General features: G+C 72.5%; 17 protein-coding genes. 14 read left to right on the forward strand and 3 right to left on the reverse strand.

What is annotated here, in order from left to right; translation table 11 throughout:
* Window positions 1-80: 80 nt before the first annotated feature.
* Both metK and AB0L21_RS36090 read left to right on the forward strand, forming a co-directional pair.
* Window positions 81-1,289 carry a methionine adenosyltransferase gene (gene metK, locus AB0L21_RS36085; RefSeq protein ID WP_365704743.1) on the forward strand — a complete coding sequence of 403 codons (1,209 nt, stop codon included), beginning with the start codon at window positions 81-83 and terminating at the stop codon, window positions 1,287-1,289.
* A 114-nt stretch (window positions 1,290-1,403) separates the two neighbouring features.
* Complete coding sequence (locus AB0L21_RS36090) at window positions 1,404-3,551, forward strand: primosomal protein N' (RefSeq protein ID WP_365788388.1); 2,148 nt, start codon at window positions 1,404-1,406, stop codon at window positions 3,549-3,551.
* A gap of 112 nt (window positions 3,552-3,663) precedes the next feature.
* Here AB0L21_RS36090 and AB0L21_RS36095 read toward each other — a convergent pair whose 3' ends face one another.
* Window positions 3,664-4,197, reverse strand: coding sequence for a hypothetical protein (locus AB0L21_RS36095; RefSeq protein ID WP_365704739.1), 534 nt, complete (start codon window positions 4,195-4,197; stop codon window positions 3,664-3,666).
* 306 nt (window positions 4,198-4,503) lie between these two features.
* Here AB0L21_RS36095 and fmt point away from each other — a divergent pair, with 306 nt between their 5' ends.
* The 11 genes from fmt to AB0L21_RS36150 all read left to right on the forward strand — a co-directional run bounded on the left by fmt (window position 4,504) and on the right by AB0L21_RS36150 (window position 16,832).
* Window positions 4,504-5,436, forward strand: a complete 933-nt coding sequence (gene fmt / locus AB0L21_RS36100; RefSeq protein ID WP_365788389.1) for a methionyl-tRNA formyltransferase — start codon at window positions 4,504-4,506, stop codon at window positions 5,434-5,436.
* Between the two features lie 573 nt (window positions 5,437-6,009).
* Window positions 6,010-7,428, forward strand: a complete 1,419-nt coding sequence (locus AB0L21_RS36105; protein WP_365788390.1) for a transcription antitermination factor NusB — start codon at window positions 6,010-6,012, stop codon at window positions 7,426-7,428.
* Between the two features lie 85 nt (window positions 7,429-7,513).
* Window positions 7,514-8,200, forward strand: coding sequence for a ribulose-phosphate 3-epimerase (rpe, locus tag AB0L21_RS36110; protein WP_365788391.1), 687 nt, complete (start codon window positions 7,514-7,516; stop codon window positions 8,198-8,200).
* Window positions 8,201-8,290: 90 nt separating this feature from the next.
* The gene (locus tag AB0L21_RS36115) at window positions 8,291-9,334 is read left to right on the forward strand and encodes a sugar-binding domain-containing protein (protein WP_365704732.1); all 1,044 of its coding nucleotides are present in this window, start codon (window positions 8,291-8,293) and stop codon (window positions 9,332-9,334) included.
* A gap of 104 nt (window positions 9,335-9,438) precedes the next feature.
* A complete protein-coding gene (locus AB0L21_RS36120; RefSeq protein ID WP_365788392.1) occupies window positions 9,439-9,837 on the forward strand; it encodes a ribonuclease domain-containing protein in 399 nt (132 codons plus the stop codon).
* Window positions 9,834-10,163, forward strand: coding sequence for a barstar family protein (locus AB0L21_RS36125; RefSeq protein WP_365704728.1), 330 nt, complete (start codon window positions 9,834-9,836; stop codon window positions 10,161-10,163). Before AB0L21_RS36120 ends, AB0L21_RS36125 begins: the two co-directional genes overlap by 4 nt.
* 132 nt (window positions 10,164-10,295) lie before the next feature.
* Entirely contained in the window at window positions 10,296-11,738 is a 1,443-nt protein-coding gene (locus AB0L21_RS36130) for a GuaB1 family IMP dehydrogenase-related protein (protein ID WP_365704726.1), read from the forward strand.
* Between the two features lie 414 nt (window positions 11,739-12,152).
* Entirely contained in the window at window positions 12,153-13,640 is a 1,488-nt protein-coding gene (locus AB0L21_RS36135) for an amino acid permease (protein ID WP_365788393.1), read from the forward strand.
* A gap of 27 nt (window positions 13,641-13,667) precedes the next feature.
* The gene (locus AB0L21_RS36140) at window positions 13,668-14,120 is read left to right on the forward strand and encodes an Lrp/AsnC family transcriptional regulator (protein ID WP_030644771.1); all 453 of its coding nucleotides are present in this window, start codon (window positions 13,668-13,670) and stop codon (window positions 14,118-14,120) included.
* A gap of 177 nt (window positions 14,121-14,297) precedes the next feature.
* Window positions 14,298-15,086, forward strand: a complete 789-nt coding sequence (locus AB0L21_RS36145) for a carbon-nitrogen hydrolase family protein (protein ID WP_365704722.1) — start codon at window positions 14,298-14,300, stop codon at window positions 15,084-15,086.
* Between the two features lie 48 nt (window positions 15,087-15,134).
* Entirely contained in the window at window positions 15,135-16,832 is a 1,698-nt protein-coding gene (locus AB0L21_RS36150; protein WP_365788394.1) for an NAD(P)/FAD-dependent oxidoreductase, read from the forward strand.
* Between the two features lie 76 nt (window positions 16,833-16,908).
* Here the strand turns inward: AB0L21_RS36150 and AB0L21_RS36155 are convergent, their stop codons facing one another.
* On the reverse strand, window positions 16,909-17,595 hold the full coding sequence (locus AB0L21_RS36155) for a DUF5995 family protein (RefSeq protein WP_365704717.1): 687 nt from the start codon (window positions 17,593-17,595) through the stop codon (window positions 16,909-16,911).
* Window positions 17,596-17,671: 76 nt separating this feature from the next.
* Window positions 17,672-19,081: a solute carrier family 23 protein gene (locus AB0L21_RS36160; RefSeq protein WP_365704715.1), complete on the reverse strand. Its 1,410-nt coding sequence runs from the start codon at window positions 19,079-19,081 to the stop codon at window positions 17,672-17,674.
* Between the two features lie 150 nt (window positions 19,082-19,231).
* Here AB0L21_RS36160 and AB0L21_RS36165 point away from each other — a divergent pair, with 150 nt between their 5' ends.
* A complete protein-coding gene (locus AB0L21_RS36165) occupies window positions 19,232-20,500 on the forward strand; it encodes an alginate lyase family protein (RefSeq protein WP_365788395.1) in 1,269 nt (422 codons plus the stop codon).
* The last annotated feature ends 72 nt before the right edge of the window (window positions 20,501-20,572 follow it).

A 20,572-nucleotide genomic window follows, 5' to 3' on the forward strand; every position in this document is an offset into this window, starting at 1 on the left:
TGTTCACGGTCGACGCCGGGCGCAGCCCCGTGTCGACCGTAAATGATCAGCCAGCAGCCGCTGCAACCACAGGGAGCGTTGTGTCCCGTCGCCTGTTCACCTCGGAGTCCGTGACCGAGGGTCACCCCGACAAGATCGCTGACCAGATCAGCGACACCATTCTCGACGCGCTCCTGCGCGAGGACCCGGCCTCCCGGGTCGCCGTGGAGACGCTCATCACCACCGGCCTGGTGCATGTGGCCGGCGAGGTGACGACGAAGGCGTACGCGGACATCGCGACCCTCGTCCGCAACACGATCCTGGAGATCGGCTACGACTCCTCCAAGAAGGGCTTCGACGGCGCCTCCTGTGGTGTCTCGGTGTCCATCGGCGCGCAGTCCCCGGACATCGCGCAGGGCGTGGACGCGGCGTACGAGGCCCGGGTCGAGGGTGACGAGGACGAGCTGGACCGGCAGGGCGCGGGCGACCAGGGCCTGATGTTCGGCTACGCGTCCGACGAGACGCCGACCCTGATGCCGCTGCCGATCTTCCTGGCGCACCGGCTGTCCAAGCGTCTGTCCGAGGTCCGCAAGAACGGCACGATCCCCTACCTGCGTCCGGACGGCAAGACGCAGGTCACCATCGAGTACGACGGTGACAAGGCCGTCCGTCTGGACACGGTGGTGGTCTCCTCCCAGCACGCCTCCGACATCGACCTGGAGTCGCTGCTCGCCCCCGACATCCGCGAGTTCGTCGTGGAGCCGGAGCTGAAGGCGCTGCTGGAGGAGGGCATCAAGCTGGACACCGAGGGCTACCGGCTGCTGGTCAACCCGACCGGCCGTTTCGAGATCGGTGGTCCGATGGGTGACGCGGGCCTGACCGGCCGGAAGATCATCATCGACACCTACGGCGGCATGGCCCGGCACGGCGGCGGCGCCTTCTCCGGCAAGGACCCGTCCAAGGTGGACCGCTCGGCGGCGTACGCGATGCGCTGGGTGGCGAAGAACGTGGTGGCGGCGGGCCTGGCCTCCCGCTGCGAGGTCCAGGTCGCCTACGCGATCGGCAAGGCCGAGCCCGTGGGTCTGTTCGTCGAGACCTTCGGCACCCACAAGATCGAGCCCGAGAAGATCGAGAAGGCCATCGACGAGGTCTTCGACCTCCGCCCGGCCGCGATCATCCGCGACCTCGACCTGCTCCGGCCCATCTACGCCCAGACGGCGGCCTACGGCCACTTCGGCCGCGAGCTGCCCGACTTCACCTGGGAGCGGACGGACCGCGTGGACGCCCTCCGCGAGGCCGCGGGCCTGTAACCCCGGCCCACCCGCTGTCGCCGGGGCCCGGCTCCCTTCGGGGGGCCGGGCCCCGGCGTCGCTCCGGACCGGCGGACCGGCGGCGTTGTCAGTGGGGTTTGCAAGAATGCAAGCGTGAGCAGCGAGAACGGGTCGGGGGGTGGCGGGGCCGAGGGGGCGCCGCCGGAGCAGCTCGCGCTCATCCGGGAGAGCGTGCGGAAGGCGAAGGTGCCGCGGGCCAAGCCGCGGACCTGGCGGGGGGCCGCGCTCGCCGAGGAGCTGCCCGTCGCACGGGTGCTGGTCGACAAGGGTGTGCTGCACCTCGACCGGTACTTCGACTACGCCGTGCCCGCGGAGCTGGACGCCGACGCGCAGCCCGGGGTGCGGGTGCGGGTGCGGTTCGGGGCCGGGCGGCACCGGGTGCGCGACGGACGCCGGGAGGGCGGCGGGCTCATCGACGGCTTCCTCATCGAGCGACGGGCCGCGTCGGACTACTCCGGGCCGCTGGCCGCGCTCGCCCAGGTCGTGTCGCCCGAGCCGGTGCTGAGCGAGGAACTGCTCGGCCTCGCCCGGGCCGTCGCCGACCGGTACGCGGGCAGCCTCGCCGATGTCCTCCAGCTGGCCGTGCCCCCGCGCAGCGCCCGCGCCGAGCAGCGCCCGTCCCCCGAGCCGCTGCCCCTGCCCCAGGCACCGGACCACGGCTCCTGGAGCCGGTACGAGCACGGGGGCGCCTTCCTCGACGCCCTGGCCTCCGGAGGGGCGCCCAGGGCCGTGTGGAACGCGCTGCCCGGGCCGCTGTGGAGCGAGGAGCTGGCCCGGGCCGTCGCCGCCGCCCTCGCCTCCGGACGCGGCGCCCTCGTCGTCGTCCCGGACGGGCGCTCCGCCGCGCGCGTGGACGCCGCGCTCACCGCGCTGCTCGGCACCGGCCGGCACGCGCTGCTCACCGCCGACGCCGGGCCCGAGAAGCGGTACGCGCAGTGGCTGGCGGTGCGGCGCGGTTCCGTGCGTGCCGTCGTCGGGACCCGGGCGGCGATGTTCGCGCCCGTCCAGGATCTGGGGCTCGTCGCGATCTGGGACGACGGCGACGACAGCCACAGCGAGCCGCACGCCCCGCAGCCGCACGCCCGTGATGTCCTCCTGCTGCGCGCCGCCCTCGACAAGTGCGGTTTCCTGCTGGGGAGTTGGAGCTGCACCGTGGAGGCCGCCCAGCTCGTCGAGAGCGGCTGGGCGCGGCCGTTGGTCGCCGGGCGGGAGCAGGTGCGCCGGACCGCGCCCCTCGTCCGGACGGTCGGGGACGACGACCTCGCCCGTGACGAGGCCGCCCGCGCCGCCCGGCTGCCCACGCTCGCCTGGCAGGCGGCCCGCGAGGGGCTGCGGCACGGACCGGTGCTGGTACAGGTGCCCCGGCGTGGTTACGCGCCCCGCATGGCCTGCGCCCGCTGCCGGGCGCCCGCCCGGTGCCGGCACTGCTCCGGCCCCCTCCAGGGACAGGACGCGGGCGTCTTGCGCTGCGGGTGGTGCGGGCGCGAGGAGGGCGCCTGGCACTGCCCGGAGTGCGGCGGCTTCCGGCTCCGCGCCCAGGTCGTGGGCGCGCGCCGGACCGCCGAGGAGCTGGGGCGGGCCTTCCCCGCCGTACCGGTGCGCACCTCGGGGCGCGAGCATGTGCTGGACACCGTCCCGGACACGCCCGCGCTGGTCGTCAGCACCCCGGGCGCCGAACCGGTCGCCGAGGGCGGCTACGCGGCGGCCCTGCTGCTGGACGGCTGGGCCATGCTCGTACGACCCGACCTGCGGGCCGGCGAGGACGCGCTGCGCCGGTGGATCGCGGCCGGGGCGCTGGTGCGGCCCCAGAGCGAGGGCGGCACGGTGGTCGTGGTGGCCGAGCCGACCTTGCGGCCCGTCCAGGCGCTGGTGCGGTGGGACCCCGTCGGGCACGCGGTACGGGAGCTGGCCGAGCGGGCCGAGCTGGGCTTTCCGCCGGTGTCCCGGATGGCGGCCGTGTCCGGGCCGCCCGCGGCCGTCGCCGAGTTCCTCGCAGCGGTCGACCTGCCGGCGGACGCCGAGGTGCTGGGGCCGGTGCCGCTGCCACCGCCCCCGCCCGGCGGATCACGCAGACCCGGCGCCCCGCCGCCCGGCGAACACTGGGACCGGGCACTGGTCCGCGTACCGCCCGGCAGCGGCTCCGCACTGGCCACGGCCCTGAAGACCGCCCAGGCGGCGCGCATGGCACGGGGGAGCGGGGAGGCGGTCCGGGTACGGATCGATCCGCCGGACATCGGGTGACGGAGGAACGCTGAGCAGCGAAGTCCCCGGCACACGCGACGGTCCGGAGCGGGTGTGGAGACATGACTGCCCTCCCGGATCCGGCCCGGGAGGGCAGGGCGGGGGGGGGGTGTCAGCCGTTGCGGGGGCCCGGGAAGGCCGTCGGGAGGGCGTCGTCGCGCAGTGTCGGGCTGCCCGCCGTCGGCTGCGTGGGCATCGAGCGGGCCGCGGGGACCGTGGGCAGCCCCGTGTTCACATTGATCGTGCGGGTGCCGGACGGCTCCGGCGTCCGCTCCGCCTCCGTCGCCGCCTGGGCCGCGGCGCGGCGGGCGCCGTACCGGCGGTGCACCGCCTGCTTGGTGACCCCGAGCGCCGAGCCCACCGCGTCCCACGAGAAGCCGAGCGAGCGGTCGAAGTCCACGGCGGCCGTGACCAGGGTTTCGACACTGTCCCGGAGCTCCTGGGCGAGGCGGACCGTCGGGGCGGGAGCGCGTCCGTAGACGACGAAGCCCGTGGACGGGCCGGAGCGGCGCGGGCGGTAGACGTTGCCCAGCTGGGCGGTGAGCGTGCGCAACGCGTCCACCTGCCGGCGGACCCTCTCGATGTCCCGCACCAGCAAGTGCAGGCTGGCCCGGGCCTGGGCGTCGTGGGTTGCGTGGTCGGCCATGAACAAGCCTCTCGAACCGGCGTTGAAAGGAATTGGGCCGCGACAGCGGCCCGATGTGGTCAACTCTGTCTTGACCAACGCGCTTACGCTCCGCTGGTCACGGGGTGGGGGCGTACGGGCATATGCGTACGCCGTTCTCCCGCCCGCGCACCCCCGTTTCCCATCGAACCGGCCGGGAGGTTCTCATCGACCCGGCCGGGAGCCCGGGCCACCTGTGGGGGCCCGTCGCCGTCGGCGTGCCCACGGCCGGGGTCATAGACTGGTGCGCTGCCCGCCAACCCCCGCCCGAGAGGCCCGATCCCGCCCATGAAGCTCGTCTTCGCCGGTACCCCCGAGGTCGCCGTTCCCGCTCTGGACGCTCTGCTCGACTCCGGGCGGCACGAGGTGGCCGCCGTCGTCACGCGGCCCGACGCGCCGGCCGGGCGCGGGCGCAGGCTGGTCGCGTCGCCCGTGGCCGAGCGGGCGGAGGAGGCCGGGATCGAGGTGCTGAAGCCGCTGAAGCCCCGGGACCCGGAGTTCCTGGAGCGGCTGCGGGAGATCGCCCCGGACTGCTGCCCGGTCGTCGCCTACGGCGCCCTGCTGCCGAAGGCCGCCCTGGACATCCCCGCCCACGGCTGGGTCAACCTGCACTTCTCGCTGCTGCCCGCCTGGCGCGGCGCCGCGCCGGTGCAGCACGCCATCATGGCGGGCGACGAGATCACCGGGGCGTCCACCTTCCTCATCGAGGAGGGGCTGGACTCCGGGCCCGTCTACGGCACCGTGACCGAGGAGATCCGCCCCACCGACACCAGCGGCGACCTGCTCACCCGGCTCGCCTTCGCGGGCGCCGGCCTGCTCGCCGCGACCATGGACGGCATCGAGGACGGCACGCTGAAGGCCGTACCGCAGCCCGCCGAGGGCATCACCGTCGCGCCGAAGATCACCGTCGAGGACGCCCAGGTGGACTGGGCGGCGCCCGCGCTCCGCGTCGACCGGGTCGTGCGCGGCTGCACGCCCGCGCCCGGCGCCTGGACCACCTTCCGCGGTGAGCGGCTCAAGCTCGTCCAGGTCAGGCCGGTGCCCGAGCGGACGGACCTCGCACCGGGCCGGCTGGCGGTGGGCAAGAACAGCGTGCACGTGGGCACGGGGTCGTACGCCGTCGAGCTGCTCTGGGTGCAGGCCCAGGGCAAGAAGCCGATGCGCGCGGCCGACTGGGCCCGCGGGGTACGCATCGCGGACGGCGAGACGCTGGGCATCTGACGGCGTGGGCGGCTGACGCCCTGGGCGGCGCCGCGGTGAGCCTGACGGCGGCGGCTGACACCCCGGGGCGCGGGGCGCGCCCGGACGACGGCCGGATGACGCTCCGGGCGGCGCCGGTGCCACCGGGCGACTGGGTGCGCCGGGCGCGCACGCGGACGGCGGATGCCGGGGGGACGACGCCCCGGGTGGCGTGGGGCTGAGCCCGGAGGGCGGCGGCTGTCGGGCCGCGGCGCGGGCGAGGCCGGGTGACGGTGGCTCACCTCCCGGTGGCGAGGGATGAGAGGGGCCGACGGCGGCTGACGTGGTGGGCGCCTGGTGAGCCGATGATGCCGCTGAGCCGGATGATGGCGCTGATCCTCCCCACGGGGCGGGGCGGAGTCCGGAAGCCGGCGGCTGATGCCCCGGGGGCGGCGCCGCTGAGCCGGGCGGCGGTGTGAGTGACCGCGGACGGCGGCGACTCATTTTCCAGGCGACGCCGGGCGGCTGCACAGTCGAGCCCGGGCGGTGGGCCCGTCGGTGCGGCGACGTACGCTGGAGGCGCATCCCCCTCTTCACACCCGGAGCACCTTTTTCGTGAGCGAGCAGTCCCGGCGGCCCCGCAAGCCCGCCAAGCCCTACCGCCGTCCCAAGAAGGACCCCGTCCGCATCCTGGCCTTCGAGGCGCTGCGCGCGGTGGACGAGCGGGACGCGTACGCCAACCTCGTGCTGCCCCCGCTGCTGCGGAAGGCCCGCGAGCAGGGCGACTTCGACACCCGGGACGCCGCCCTCGCCACCGAGCTGGTGTACGGCACGCTGCGCCGGCAGGGCACCTACGACGCCGTCATCGCCGCCTGTGTCGACCGGCCGCTGCGCGAGGTCGACCCGCCGGTGCTCGACGTGCTGAGCCTGGGCGCGCACCAGTTGCTCGGCACGCGGATCCCCACGCACGCGGCCGTGTCCGCCTCGGTCGAGCTGGCCCGGGTCGTGCTCGGGGACGGGCGGGCCAAGTTCGTCAACGCCGTGCTGCGGAAGGTGGCCCAGGACGATCTCGACGGCTGGATCGAGAAGGTCGCGCCGCCCTACGACGAGGATCCCGAGGACCATCTCGCCGTCGTGCACTCGCACCCCCGCTGGGTCGTCTCCGCGCTCTGGGACTCCCTCGGCGGCGGCCGGGCCGGCATCGAGCAGCTGCTGGCGGCGGACAACGAGCGGCCCGAGGTGACGCTCGTCGCCCGCCCGGGCCGGGCCACCACCGAGGAACTGCTCCGCGAGGACGCCGCCGTACCCGGGCGCTGGTCGCCGTACGCCGTGCGGCTCGCCGAGGGCGGCGAGCCGGGCGCGGTCGAGGCCGTGCGCGAGGGACGCGCCGGCGTCCAGGACGAGGGCAGCCAGCTGGTCGCCCTCGCACTGGCGAACGCCCCGCTCGACGGCCCCGACGAGAAGTGGCTCGACGGCTGCGCCGGACCGGGCGGCAAGGCCGCGCTGCTGGCCGCGCTCGCCGCCGAGCGCGGGGCCGCGCTGCTCGCCTCGGAGAAGCAGCCGCACCGTGCCGGACTGGTGGCCCGGGCCCTGCACGGCAACCCGGGGCCGTACCAGGTCATCGCCGCCGACGGCACCCGCCCGCCGTGGCGGCCCGGCAGCTTCGACCGGGTGCTGGTGGACGTCCCGTGCACGGGTCTCGGCGCCCTGCGCCGCCGCCCGGAGGCCCGCTGGCGCCGCCGCCCCGAGGACCTGGACACCTTCGCCCCGCTCCAGCGCGGCCTGCTGCGCACCGCCCTCGACTCCGTCCGCGTCGGCGGCGTCGTCGGCTACGCCACCTGTTCCCCGCACCTGGCCGAGACCCGCGCGGTCGTCTCCGACGTACTCAAGCAACGCCCGGACACGGAACTGATCGACGCCCGCCCCCTCCTGCCCGGTGTACCGGACCTGGGCGACGGCCCCGACATCCAGCTGTGGCCCCACGTCCACGGCACGGACGCGATGTACCTGTCCCTGATCCGCAGAACCGCTTGACGCCGGGCGGGACGGCGCGCCCCGAAGGGGCGCGGGGAACCGACCGCGGCTACAGCCCAGCGCAGCGACATGGCAGGCTTGGGTCATGGCCGTGCAGATCAACCCCAGCATCCTGTCCGCCGACTTCGCCCGCCTCGCGGAGGAGGCCAAGGCGGTCCAGGGCGCCGACTTCCTCCATGTCGACGTCATGGACAACCACTTCGTCCCGAACCTCACGCTCGGCGTGCCGGTCGTGGAGTCCCTGGCGCGTGCGACGGACACCCCGCTGGACTGCCATCTGATGATCGAGGACCCCGACCGGTGGGCGCCTCAGTACGTCGAGGCGGGGGCGTCGTCGGTCACCTTCCACGTGGAGGCCGCCGCCGCACCGGTGCGCCTCGCCCGGGAGATCCGCGCCAAGGGCGCCCGCGCGTCCATGGCGCTCAAGCCGGCGACGCCGATCGAGCCGTTCGAGGACCTGCTTCCGGAACTCGACATGCTGCTCGTCATGACGGTGGAGCCCGGCTTCGGCGGGCAGGCGTTCCTCGACATCATGCTGCCCAAGATCCGTCGCACCCGTGAGCTGATCAAGAAGCACGGTCTGGAGCTGTGGCTGCAGGTCGACGGCGGGGTCTCGGCCTCGACGATCGAGCGGTGCGCGGACGCGGGAGCGGACGTGTTCGTCGCCGGCTCGGCCGTCTACGGTGCGAAGGACCCGGCGGAGGCCGTCCGTGCCCTGCGCGCCCAGGCGGAGACGGCCACCGCCAAGGCGTCCTGGGCATGCGACCGCTGAGCCACAGCCAAGTGAACGGTTAAGTGAACGGCGCCCATCAGGGCAGATCAGTCGCCCCGAATCTGCAAGGATGAACGGCGAATCCAGAGTGTGAACAGCAGTGAGGAGATCGCCGTGTCGGGTATGTCGGCGGGCCGGTCAGCCATGCGGATGGGACCCGCTGAGCTGGTGCAGGCGGCGGCCATGGCCCGCCGCTTCTACCTCGAGGGCAAGTCCAAGATCCAGATCGCGGAGGAGTTCGGCGTCAGCCGCTTCAAGGTGGCCCGGGTACTGGAGACTGCCCTCGAAAGGGACCTCGTACGCATCGAGATCCGCGTGCCGGCCGAACTGGACGCCGAGCGCTCCGACGCGCTCCGCGCCCGCTACGGCCTGAGGCACGCCGTCGTGGTCGAGTCCCCGGCCGAGGCCGAGGAGACGCCCGACCCCGAGAACCTCGGCGAGGTCGCCGCCGACCTGCTCGGCGAACTCGTCAACGAGGGGGACGTGCTCGGGCTGGCCTGGGGCCGGTCCACCATCCACATGGCGGCGGCGCTCGACCGGCTGCCGCCGTGCACGGTGGTGCAGCTGACGGGCGTGTACGACGCCGGGACCGCCGAGCGCGGCTCGGTGGAGGCCGTCCGCCGGGCCGCCCAGGTGTCGGGCGGCGACGCGCACCCCATCTACGCGCCGATGCTGCTGCCGGACGCGGCCACCGCGGAGGCGCTGCGCCACCAGACCGGGATCGCCCGGGCCTTCGAGTACTTCGACAAGGTCACGGTCGCCTGTGTCTCCATCGGCTCCTGGGAGCCGGGCATCTCGACCGTGCACGACATGCTCAGCGACGAGGAGCGCGCGCACTACGCCTCGCTCGGGGTCGCCGCCGAGATGTCGGCACACCTCTTCGACGCCGAGGGGCGCCGCATCGGACGGGACCTGGGGGAGCGGTGCATCACGGTCAAGGCCGACCAGCTGCGCCGTATCCCGGAGGTCGTGGCCATCGCGGGCGGGCAGCGCAAGGCCGCCGCGATCGACGCGGTGCTGCGCTCCGGGCTGGTCACCAGCCTGGTGACCGACACCTCGGCCGCCGACTACCTGATGACGGCGGGCCCGGCCCCGAAGCCGGCGCTCAGCCGTCAGGACCCCGACGGGGTCTGACGCCCGGCCGTCAGGACCTTCGGCGGAGTGCGGCAGGGTCCGGCGGAGTCCGGCAGCGGGTCGCGGCGCGGTCGTGGCGGGACGGCCGTGGCAGCATCGTCCGCATGCTGCCACGGTTCGTCCCCCGTGCTCTCGCCGGGCTGCTGGTCTGTCTCGCCGTTCTGCTGACGGGGTGCTCCAGCGGATCCGGCCCCGCCTCCCCAGCGTCCCCGGCCTGGGCACGGGGCATGGCCACCGTCCCGGAGTCCCGGCTCCCGGCCGAGGCCCGCAGGACACTCGCCCTCATCGACCAGGGGGGCCCGTTCCCGTACGCCAAGGACGGGAACGTCTTCGGGAACTTCGAGGGACGTCTGCCGAAGCACCGGCGCGGCTACTACCACGAGTACACCGTGCCGACCCCCGGCTCGCACGACCGCGGTGCCCGGCGCGTCGTCACCGGGCAGGGCGGGGAGTTCTACTACACCGATGATCACTACGAGTCGTTCCGGGCGGTACTGAGATGAGCGAAGACCTGACCGGCCGCTTCGTGGTCGCGCTCGACCTCGACGGCGTCACGGACAAGGCCGGGCTGATGGACCGCGCCGCCCGGGCCCTGTCACTGCCCGACTGGTTCGGCCGCAACTGGGACGCGCTGGCCGACTCCCTGTCCGACCTGTCCGTGTGGCCGGAGCAGACCGAGGGCAGAGGGCTCCTGGTCGTCGTACGGGGCTGGGAGGGCTACGCGAAGGAGCGGCCCGAGGAGTGGGAGACCGCCCGGGAGGTGTTCACCCACGCCATGCGCGTGACGCCGTCGCTCACCGTCGCCCTCGCCCTTGGAGGAACCTCCTAGCTGATCGGCGGCGACCCTGGATGATCCGTCAGGGCATGACAGCGGCCCCGACATGGGACAATGAGGTACGTGCTCTTTCCCCCTGGCACACCTGCCAGGGGGTCGCCTCTGATCGACTGGGATGTGCAGCACGTGCGTTTCCTCAATGACATCCAGCCCGCCTACGACCTGACGTACGACGACGTGTTCATGGTGCCGAGCCGCTCCGCGGTCGGCTCGCGTCAGGGCGTGGACCTCGCCTCGCCGGACGGCACGGGCACCACCATCCCGCTCGTCGTCGCCAACATGACCGCCATCGCCGGCCGCCGCATGGCCGAGACGGTGGCCCGCCGGGGCGGTCTGGTGGTCATCCCGCAGGACATCCCGATCGACGTCGTCACCGACGTGATCTCCTGGGTGAAGAGCCGCCACCTGGTGCTCGACACCCCGATCGTGCTGGCCCCGCACCAGACCGTCGCCGACGCCCTGTCGCTGCTGCCCAAGCGGGCGCACAACGCCGGCGTGGTCGTGGACGAGAACCACCGGCCCGTCGGTGTCGTCACCGACGCCGACCTGTCCGGTGTGGACCGCTTCACCCAGCTCGAAGTGGTCATGTCCAAGGACCTGCTCCTGCTGGACGCCGACATCGACCCGCGCGAGGCCTTCAACACCCTCGACCAGCACAACCGCCGCTACGCCCCGGCCGTCGACAAGGACGGCAGGCTCGCCGGCATCCTCACCCGCAAGGGCGCGCTGCGCGCCACGCTGTACACCCCGGCCGTGGACGCGAACGGCAAGCTGCGGATCGCCGCCGCCGTCGGCATCAACGGCGATGTCGCGGGCAAGGCCAAGCAGCTGCTCGACGCGGGCGTGGACACGCTCGTCATCGACACCGCGCACGGCCACCAGGAGTCGATGATCAACGCGATCAAGGTGGTGCGCGCGCTCGACCCGCAGGTGCCGGTCGCCGCGGGCAACATCGTCTCCGCCGAGGGCGTCAAGGACCTGATCGACGCCGGCGCGGACATCATCAAGGTCGGTGTCGGGCCGGGCGCCATGTGCACCACCCGCATGATGACGGGCGTGGGCCGCCCGCAGTTCTCCGCCGTCCTGGAGTGCGCCGCCGAGGCGAAGAAGTACGGCAAGCACGTGTGGGCCGACGGCGGTGTCCGTCACCCGCGCGACGTGGCCATGGCCCTCGCGGCCGGCGCGTCCAACGTGATGGTCGGCTCCTGGTTCGCGGGCACCTACGAGTCGCCCGGCGACCTCCAGCACGACGCGGACGGCCGCGCCTACAAGGAGTCGTTCGGCATGGCCTCCGCGCGTGCGGTGGCCAACCGCACGTCGGAGGAGTCGGCGTACGACCGTGCCCGCAAGGCGCTGTTCGAGGAGGGCATCTCCACCTCCCGCATGTTCCTCGACCCGGCCCGCCCGGGCGTCGAGGACCTGATCGACTCGATCATCGCGGGCGTCCGCTCCTCCTGCACCTACGCCGGTGCCGGCTCCCTGGAGGAGTTCGCAGAGAAGGCCATCGTCGGCATCCAGAGCGCGGCAGGCTACGCCGAGGGCAAGCCGCTGCACAACAGCTGGAGCTGACCCCCGCTCCGCACCGACGGCCCCCGTCGTTCCCGTGCCCGGGAACGACGGGGGCCGTCGGCGTGTCCGGCGCCGCCGGGGAAGCCGCAGGAAAGCAGGCAAATCGGCGGCAAGAGCCGGGCAAGGGAACCGACAGCGAACGGGACGCCCGGGACTCGTGTGCAACGGTCGACAGGTCGCGCGCAACGATTTGTCATTCCGCCCCGATGAACGCAATGATCATGCGGGGATGCGCAAGGTTGCTGCATTACGCCCGTGAAGGCCCGCCTCATAGGGTGCTGCGCTAGTACGTGGCGTGGCGGGGACCCCGCTCGGCGGTTCCTGCCCTCGCAGGCTCCACCGGTCCCCGCCCACGAGGGCCGGCGCTCTTGCCGGCCCGCCCCGCAATCACCGGCAGCGATAAGGAGCCAGCGCGTGCTCGACCAAGGCGCACCACCGCACAACCAGATATCGGCCGCCCCCGCGTCCCCGGGCGTCGCCGCGCGCCTCATGCGTCGCAAGCCCGTGGAACACCTGGTCGCGGAGGGCGGCCACGGTGAGGGAGGGCAGCTTCGGCGCTCCCTCGGGCTGTGGCAGCTGACCATGATCAGCATCGGTGCCACCCTCGGTACCGGCATCTTCGTCGTCCTCGGCGACGCCGTGCCCAAGGCCGGTCCCGCGGTCACCCTGGCCTTCGTCATCGCCGGCCTCACGGCACTGTTCTCAGCCCTGTCGTACGCCGAACTGGCCGGCAGCATTCCGGTCGCCGGCTCCTCCTACTCGTATGCGTACGCAACGATGGGTGAACTGGTCGCCTGGGTCTGCGGCTGGTGTCTCGTGCTGGAGTACGGCGTCTCGGTGGCCGCGGTCGCCGTCGGCTGGGGCGAGTACCTGAACGAGCTGCTGGACGGCACCATCGGCGTCACCATCCCGGCCGCCCTGTCCTCGGCGCCGGGCGAGGGCGGCATCATCAACCTGCCGGCCCTGATCGTCGTCCTGCTGGCGATGGCGTTCCTGCTCGGTGGCGCGCGGGAGTCCGCCCGCGCCAACACGATCATGGTCTGTGTGAAGATCGCCGCGCTCGTGCTGTTCTGCGCGATCGGCGTCATGGGCTTCAAGTCCGGCAACTACGCCGACTTCATGCCGCTCGGCATGACCGGGGTCAGTGCCGCCGGTGCCACGCTGTTCTTCTCGTACATCGGCTTCGACGCCGCCTCCACCGCCGGTGAGGAGGCGAAGGACCCCAAGCGGGACCTGCCCCGGGCGATCATGCTGTCGCTGATCATCGTGACCGCGCTGTACGTGCTGGTCGCGGCCGTCGCCGTAGGCGCCTGGAACTGGAAGAAGTTCGACGGCTCCGAGGCCTCCCTCGCCGGGATCATGAACGATGTCAGCGGTCAGACCTTCTGGGGCACGCTGCTCGCACTCGGCGCGGTCATCTCCATCGCGAGCGTGGTGCTCACCGTGCTCTACGGCCAGACCCGCATCCTCTTCGCGATGGCCCGCGACGGCCTGGTGCCGGGGGCGCTCGGCAAGATCCACCCGAAGACCGGCGCGCCGCGCCTCAACACGGTGATCGTGTCCCTCTTCTGCGGTGCGCTCGCCGCGCTCATCCCGCTGGGCAAGCTCGTCGACGCCACCAGCATCGGCACGCTGTTCGCCTTCGGTCTGGTCAACATCGCGGTGATCGTGCTGCGGGTGAAGCGCCCGGAGCTGGAGCGCACGTTCAAGGTGCCGTTCGGCCCGGTCCTGCCGGTGCTGGGCTTCCTGTTCTGCGCGTACAACATGTTCAGCCTCGACACCGTCACCTGGGTGGTCTTCGGATTCTGGATGGCCGCCGGGCTCGTGTTCTACTTCCTCTACGGCTATCGCCGTTCCCGTCTCGCGGCCGATGACGCTCTCGCGGTGACGGCAGAGAAGTGACCGGACCGAAGAAGTGAACCACCCCCTGTGCTGAACGATCTCGACGAACGTATCGTGCACGCCCTCGCCGAGGACGCCCGCCGCTCCTACGCGGACATCGGGCAGATGGTCGGCCTGTCCGCGCCCGCGGTGAAGCGGCGCGTGGACCGGCTGCGGGCCACCGGAGCCATCACCGGATTCACCGTGCGGGTGGATCCGGCGGCGCTCGGCTGGGAGACCGAGGGGTTCATCGAGATCTACTGCCGGCGGAACACGTCGCCGGAGACGATCCAGCGGGGCCTTGAGCGGTACCAGGAGGTCGTGGCCGCGTCCACCGTCACCGGGGACGCGGACGCGATCGCGCAGGTCTTCGCGTCCGACATGCGTCACTTCGAGCGGGTCCTGGAGCGGATCGCCGGGGAGCCGTTCGTGGAGCGGACCAAGTCGGTGCTGGTGCTGTCGCCACTGCTGCGGCGCTTCTCCTCCGGGGCGCCGGGGTAGGAGCGGACCGCGCTCCTCCCGTCACCCTCACCGGCCCGCGCAACGAATCGCCGCCCAGCCCCACCACGGCGCAACAAACCCCGCACCGGCGCGCAACGGCTCCTTCTTGTCCGGCCGAGCGCGCCGAACGTACCTTCTTTCTGGCCCCCCAAACCCCCGTTCCGGTGAGGATCACGTATGCGCACCGCCCTGCTCCAGAGCTCCGGCCGCCCCGGCTCGATCGCCGAGAACCTCAAGGTCCTCGACGAGGCCGCGGGCCGGGCCGCCGCCGCGGGCGCCGGGCTGCTCGCCGCGCCGGAGATGTTCCTCACCGGGTACGCGATCGGCGACGACATCGCCCGCCTCGCCGAGCCCGCCGACGGTGACTCCGCCGACGCGATCGCCGAGATCGCCACCCGGCACGGCCTCGCCCTCGTCTACGGCTACCCCGAGCGCGACGGCGACGCCGTCTTCAACTCCGCCCAGCTGATCTCCGCCGACGGCACCCGGCTCGCGAACTACCGCAAGACCCACCTCTTCGGCTGCTTCGAGCGCGACCACTTCACGCCGGGCGAGCGGCAGGTCGTCCAGGCCGAGCTGAACGGCCTCACCGTGGGCCTGCTCATCTGCTACGACGTCGAGTTCCCGGAGAACGTCCGCGCCCACGCCCTGGCCGGCACCGACCTGCTGGTCGTGCCGACCGCGCAGATGCACCCCTTCCAGTTCGTCGCCGAGTCGATGATCCCGGTGCGCGCCTTCGAGAACCAGATGTACGTCGCCTACGTCAACCGGGTCGGCCAGGAAGGCGAGTTCGAGTTCGTCGGCCTCTCCGTCCTCGCCGGTCCCGACGGCGTCGCCCGCGCCCGCGCCGGCCGCGCCGAGCAGCTCGTGCTCGCCGAGGCCGACCCCGCCTTCCTGGCCGCCTCCCGCGAGCACAACCCGTACCTGAAGGACCGCCGCCCCGGTCTGTACGGGTCTCTGGTCTGACACCCGCGTCCTCCCCCGAACCACCCCCGCGCAAGGAGTCCGTACCCCATGACGTCCACGGTGCCCAACGCCGTCGAGCACACCGACGAGCAGCAGCCGCCGATCACCATGTTCGGCCCGGACTTCCCCTACGCCTACGACGACTTCCTCGCCCACCCGGCGGGCCTCGGCCAGATCCCGGCGACCGAGCACGGCACCGAGGTCGCGGTCATCGGCGGCGGCCTGTCCGGCATCGTGGCCGCCTACGAGCTGATGAAGATGGGTCTCAAGCCCGTCGTCTACGAGGCCGACCAGATCGGCGGCCGGCTCCGTACGGTCGGCTTCGAGGGCTGCGACGACTCGCTGACCGCCGAGATGGGCGCGATGCGCTTCCCGCCGTCCTCCACCGCGCTCCAGCACTACATCGACCTGGTCGGCCTGGAGACCAGGCCCTTCCCGAACCCGCTGGCCGAGGCGACCCCGTCGACCGTGGTCGACCTCAAGGGCGAGTCGCACTACGCCGAGACCATCGACGACCTGCCCCAGGTGTACCGGGACGTCGCCGAGGCCTGGAACAAGTGCCTGGAGGAGGGCGCCGACTTCTCCGACATGAACCGCGCCATGCGCGAGCGGGACGTGACGCGCATCCGCGAGATCTGGGCGAAGCTGGTCGAGAAGCTCGACAACCAGACCTTCTACGGCTTCCTCTGCGACTCGGAGGCCTTCAAGTCCTTCCGGCACCGGGAGATCTTCGGCCAGGTCGGCTTCGGCACCGGCGGCTGGGACACCGACTTCCCGAACTCCATCCTGGAGATCCTCCGCGTCGTCTACACCGAGGCCGACGACCACCACCGCGGCATCGTCGGCGGCTCCCAGCAGCTGCCGCTGCGCCTGTGGGAGCGCGAGCCGGAGAAGATCGTCCACTGGCCGTACGGCACCTCGCTCGCCACGCTGCACGAGGGCGGCAAGCCGCTGCCGGCCGTGACCCGGCTGCACCGCACCGCCGGCAACCGGATCACCGTGACCGACGCGAACGGTGACATCCGCACCTACCGGGCGGCGATCTTCACCGCCCAGTCCTGGATGCTGCTGTCCAAGATCCAGTGCGACGACTCGCTGTTCCCGATCGACCACTGGACCGCGATCGAGCGCACCCACTACATGGAGTCCAGCAAGCTCTTCGTGCCCGTGGACCGGCCGTTCTGGCTGGACAAGGACGAGGAGACGGGCCGGGACGTCATGTCGATGACGCTCACCGACCGCATGACCCGCGGCACCTACCTGCTGGACGACGGTCCGGACAAGCCCGCCGTGATCTGCCTGTCCTACACCTGGTGCGACGACAGTCTGAAGTGGCTGCCGCTGTCCGCGAACGAGCGGATGGAGGTCATGCTGAAGTCGCTCGGCGAGATCTACCCGAAGGTCGACATCAGGAAGCACATCATCGGCAACCCGGTGACGGTCTCCTGGGAGAACGAGCCCTACTTCATGGGCGCGTTCAAGGCCAACCTGCCCGGTCACTACCGCTACCAGCGGCGCCTGTTCACGCACTTCATGCAGGACCGGCTGCCCGAGGACAAGCGGGGCATCTTCCTCGCCGGCGACGACATCTCCTGGACGGCCGGCTGGGCCGAGGGCGCCGTGCAGACCGCGCTGAACGCGGTCTGGGGCGTCATGCACCACTTCGGCGGCGAGACCGACGCGGCGAACCCGGGCCCGGGTGACGTCTACGACGAGATCGCGCCGGTGGAGCTTCCCGAGGACTGACCCGGGAGACGGACCGAGGCGCGGGCGGCCGGCCACCGACTCCGGCCGCCCGCGCCTTATTCAACCCCCTGGAGGCTCAGTCGGCCAGCGGTGTCAGCAGCATCCGGCCCGCGAACCCGACCGCCGCGTCCAGCCGTTCGGTGAACTCCTCGGCCACGTCGGCGCAGTGCCGCAGCGCCCACAGGGCCCGGGCCGCCGCCCAGGTCGCGTCCCGGGCCCGCTCCAGGCTCCAGGAGCCCAGCAGATGGGTGAGCGGGTCGGCGATCTGGAACAGGTCGGGGCCCGGCATCAGGTCCTCGCGGATGCGCTCCTCCAGCGACACCAGGAGATCGCCCACGCGGTCGAACTCGTCCTCCAGGTCGGCCGGTTCACAGCCGAGCGTGCGGCAGGCGTCGACCACGGCCAGGGCCAGGTCGTGCCCGATGTGCGCGTTGATGCCCGCCAGCGCGAACTGCAGTGGACGTACACCTGGGTGGCGGCGGAACTGGAACAGGGGCCGCCAGCAGGCGGGCGGGCGGCGGTCCGCCGCGGCCGCGTCCACCGCCGCCAGATAGCGCTCGGCGAACCGCACGTCCAGCGCGGTCGCCGCGCGCGGGTCCGGGAACTCCCCGTCGTCCAGGCGCCGGTCGATCTCCTCGGTGACGGCGAGGTAGACCCGGTTGAACACGGCGACACCGTCCCGTGGGGGCAGGGCCGCGTCCAGCGCGCGCATGCGTGCGACGACGGCGTCGACGGGGGCGGTGAGGTGTTCCAGCTGCACCATGGGGGAAGGGTCCCAGCCCGGGGCCGGCCGGCGTGCCGACCGGCCCGGTGCTTCGCCGGAACGGGGGAACGCCGGGCTACGGCTCGGCGCGCGGCGCGGCCGTGTCGGCCTCCGCCCCCCTGTCGTAGGAGGACGTGCCCTCGTCCAGCAGCGGCTCCTGCTTCTTCAGGTGGGCCGGGGCGAAGGCGCGCAGCGCGTGGTAGCCGGTGATGACGACCAGCGTGCCGAGGGCGATGCCGCTGAGCGAGAAGGTGTCGGTGAACTTCATGGTGACGTTGCCGACGCCGATGATGATGCCCGCGGCGGCCGGCACCAGGTTCAGCGGGTTGCGCAGGTCCACCTTGGCGTTCAGCCAGATCTGGGCTCCGAGCAGGCCGATCATGCCGTAGAGGATGACGGTGATGCCGCCGAGCACCCCGCCCGGGACCGCGGCGACGACCGCGCCGAACTTGGGGCAGACGCCGAAGAGCAGCGCGAAGCCGGCGGCGGCCCAGTAGGCGGCGGTGGAGTATACGCGGGTCGCGGCCATCACGCCGATGTTCTCGGAGTAGGTGGTGTTGGGCGGGCCGCCGACGGCCGTCGACAGCACGGAGGCGACGCCGTCGGCCGAGATCGCCGTACCGAGCTGGTCGTCCAGCGGGTCGCCGGTCATCTCGCCGACCGCCTTGACGTGGCCCGCGTTCTCGGCGACCAGCGCGATGACGACCGGCAGCGCGACCAGGACCGCCGACCACTGGAAGGACGGGCCGTGGAAGGACGGCAGACCGATCCAGTCGGCCTTGGAGACCCCGGAGAGGTCCAGGCGCCAGTGGTCGGTGAGCTTGCCGCTCGCGTCCACCGAGTGGATCTTGCCGAAGACCCGGTCGGACGCCCAGGAGACGCCGTACCCGAACACGAGGCCCAGGAAGATGGCGACGCGGGACCAGAAACCGCGCAGACAGACGACCGCCAGACCGGTGAACAGCATCACCAGCAGGGCCGTCCACTGGTCCTGCGGCCAGTAGGTGGACGCGGTCACCGGGGCCAGGTTGAAGCCGATGAGCATGACGACCGCACCGGTGACGATCGGCGGCATGGCGGCGTGGATGATCCGCGCCCCGAAGCGCTGCACCCCGAGGCCGACCAGGAACAGCGCGACGCCGACGACGAGGACCGCGCCGGTCACGGTCGCGCTCGTACCGCCCTGGGCGCGGATGACGGCGGCCACGCCGACGAAGGACAGGGAGCAGCCGAGGTAGCTCGGCACCCGGCCGCGGGTGGCGAGGAGGAAGATCATGGTCGCCACGCCCGACATCATGATCGCCAGGTTGGGGTCCAGGCCCATGAGCACGGGGGCCACGAAGGAGGCGCCGAACATCGCCACCACGTGCTGGGCGCCCAGGCCCACGGTGCGGGGCCAGGACAGCCGTTCGTCGGGGCGTACCACCGCTCCGGGCGCGGGCGTGCGCCCGTCACCGTGCAGCTTCCAGCGCACGCCGAGATCCATGAGGGGTTTCGCTTTCTCTGTACGTGAGGAGGGTCCGAACCATTGTCAGGGGTACCTGGCGGCTCTACGCTCACACGGTCCTACTCATGAACTGCGTTCACATACCTGATCGAGTGTCTGATCAGGTCGAGCGAAGATCGGAGTGCCTGAATGAGTGGAAGACCCCGTGCGGCCGCGCTCCTCGCCGCCGTGGTGGCCTTCGGAGCCCTGCTCGTCCCCTCCGCCCACGCGGCACCGGCCCCGTCCAAGGCGGTTCCGCGGACCGCGGTCCTCGACGGCGTCCGCCTCCAGCAGACGCGGGCCCGCCTGCCCCACGACCCCCGGCTCCGGCGCGCCCTCGCGGACCTGACCACCCGCGCCGACGCCTGGCTGGACCAGGGCCCCTGGACGGTCGTCGACAAGCCGAAGCCCGCCCCCGGCGGCGACGTCCACGACTACCTGAGCCAGGCCCCCTACTGGTGGCCCACGACCGCCCCCACCGCCGACAACCCCTGGGGCTGCCCGTACGTCCAGCGCGACGGCCAGCGCAATCCGGAGGTCGACAGCGGGACCGACCGGCAGGACGTGGAGAAGGTCTTCGACGCGACGTACGACCTCTCGCTCGCCTGGTACTACACCGGCAGGCGGAGCTACGCCGAGAAGGCCGGGCAGATCCTGCGCACCTGGTTCCTCGACCCGGCCACCCGGATGAACCCCGAGCTGAACCACGCCCAGTTCATCCCGTGCAAGTACGACGGCCGGGCCATCGGCATCATCGACTTCTCGCAGTCCTACACCAGCGTCCTGGACGCGCAGGCCGTCCTCGCCACCGGCGCACCCGGCTGGACGGCCGCCGACCGCACCGCGATGACCCGGTGGAACGAGGACTTCCGCGACTGGCTGAAGAACAGCGACTTCGGCCGGCAGGAGGGCGCCGCCGCCAACAACCACGGCACCTTCTACGACATGCAGCTCGCCGCGCTCGCCTACGCCACCGGTGACACCGCGCTCGCCCGGCGGACCGTCCTGGACGCGCGCGCGAAGCGGATCGACCCGCAGATCGCGGCCGACGGCAGCCAGCCCCAGGAGCTCACCCGCACCCGCAGCTGGCACTACTCGACCTTCGACCTGGTCGCCTACACGCGGCTCGCGGCCATCGGTCGGCACGTGGGCGTCGATCTGTGGGGCTACGCGGGGCCGGACGGGCAGAGCCTGTTCAAGGCGGTCGACTATCTGCTGCCCGCGGCGACCGGCGCCGCGGCCTGGCCGCACCCCGAGCTGGAGTTCCACCGCTACGCGGCGGCCGATGTCGTGCACGCGGCGGCCGACGCCGGTGACCCACTGGCCAAGGCGGCCGTGCCGAAGCTGGAGGCGCCGCCCGGGGGAGACCTCTGGGCGCTGCGGCCCGCCGCCGAGCAGCTGGACTCCATCGCGGGCTGACCCCCGCTGACCTGGGGGCTTCCCGGCCGGGCTCCTGAGCGGTCGCTTAGTATGGTGGCGTACGGGGGTGTC

Origin of the sequence: Streptomyces sp. NPDC052721 (assembly GCF_040678315.1) — a bacterium.
GTDB lineage: Bacteria > Actinomycetota > Actinomycetes > Streptomycetales > Streptomycetaceae > Streptomyces.

What these genes read in the sequence shown, in the direction of transcription:
- rpe (WP_365788391.1), top strand. Translation starts at nt 7,514, where the DNA reads ATGGCCGTGCAGATCAACCCCAGCATCCTGTCCGCCGACTTCGCCCGC.
- AB0L21_RS36145 (WP_365704722.1), top strand. Translation starts at nt 14,298, where the DNA reads ATGCGCACCGCCCTGCTCCAGAGCTCCGGCCGCCCCGGCTCGATCGCC.
- AB0L21_RS36160 (WP_365704715.1), bottom strand. Translation starts at nt 19,081, where the DNA reads ATGGATCTCGGCGTGCGCTGGAAGCTGCACGGTGACGGGCGCACGCCC.
- AB0L21_RS36155 (WP_365704717.1), bottom strand. Translation starts at nt 17,595, where the DNA reads ATGGTGCAGCTGGAACACCTCACCGCCCCCGTCGACGCCGTCGTCGCA.
- fmt (WP_365788389.1), top strand. Translation starts at nt 4,504, where the DNA reads ATGAAGCTCGTCTTCGCCGGTACCCCCGAGGTCGCCGTTCCCGCTCTG.
- AB0L21_RS36150 (WP_365788394.1), top strand. Translation starts at nt 15,135, where the DNA reads ATGACGTCCACGGTGCCCAACGCCGTCGAGCACACCGACGAGCAGCAG.
- AB0L21_RS36095 (WP_365704739.1), bottom strand. Translation starts at nt 4,197, where the DNA reads ATGGCCGACCACGCAACCCACGACGCCCAGGCCCGGGCCAGCCTGCAC.
- AB0L21_RS36125 (WP_365704728.1), top strand. Translation starts at nt 9,834, where the DNA reads ATGAGCGAAGACCTGACCGGCCGCTTCGTGGTCGCGCTCGACCTCGAC.
- AB0L21_RS36120 (WP_365788392.1), top strand. Translation starts at nt 9,439, where the DNA reads ATGCTGCCACGGTTCGTCCCCCGTGCTCTCGCCGGGCTGCTGGTCTGT.
- AB0L21_RS36165 (WP_365788395.1), top strand. Translation starts at nt 19,232, where the DNA reads ATGAGTGGAAGACCCCGTGCGGCCGCGCTCCTCGCCGCCGTGGTGGCC.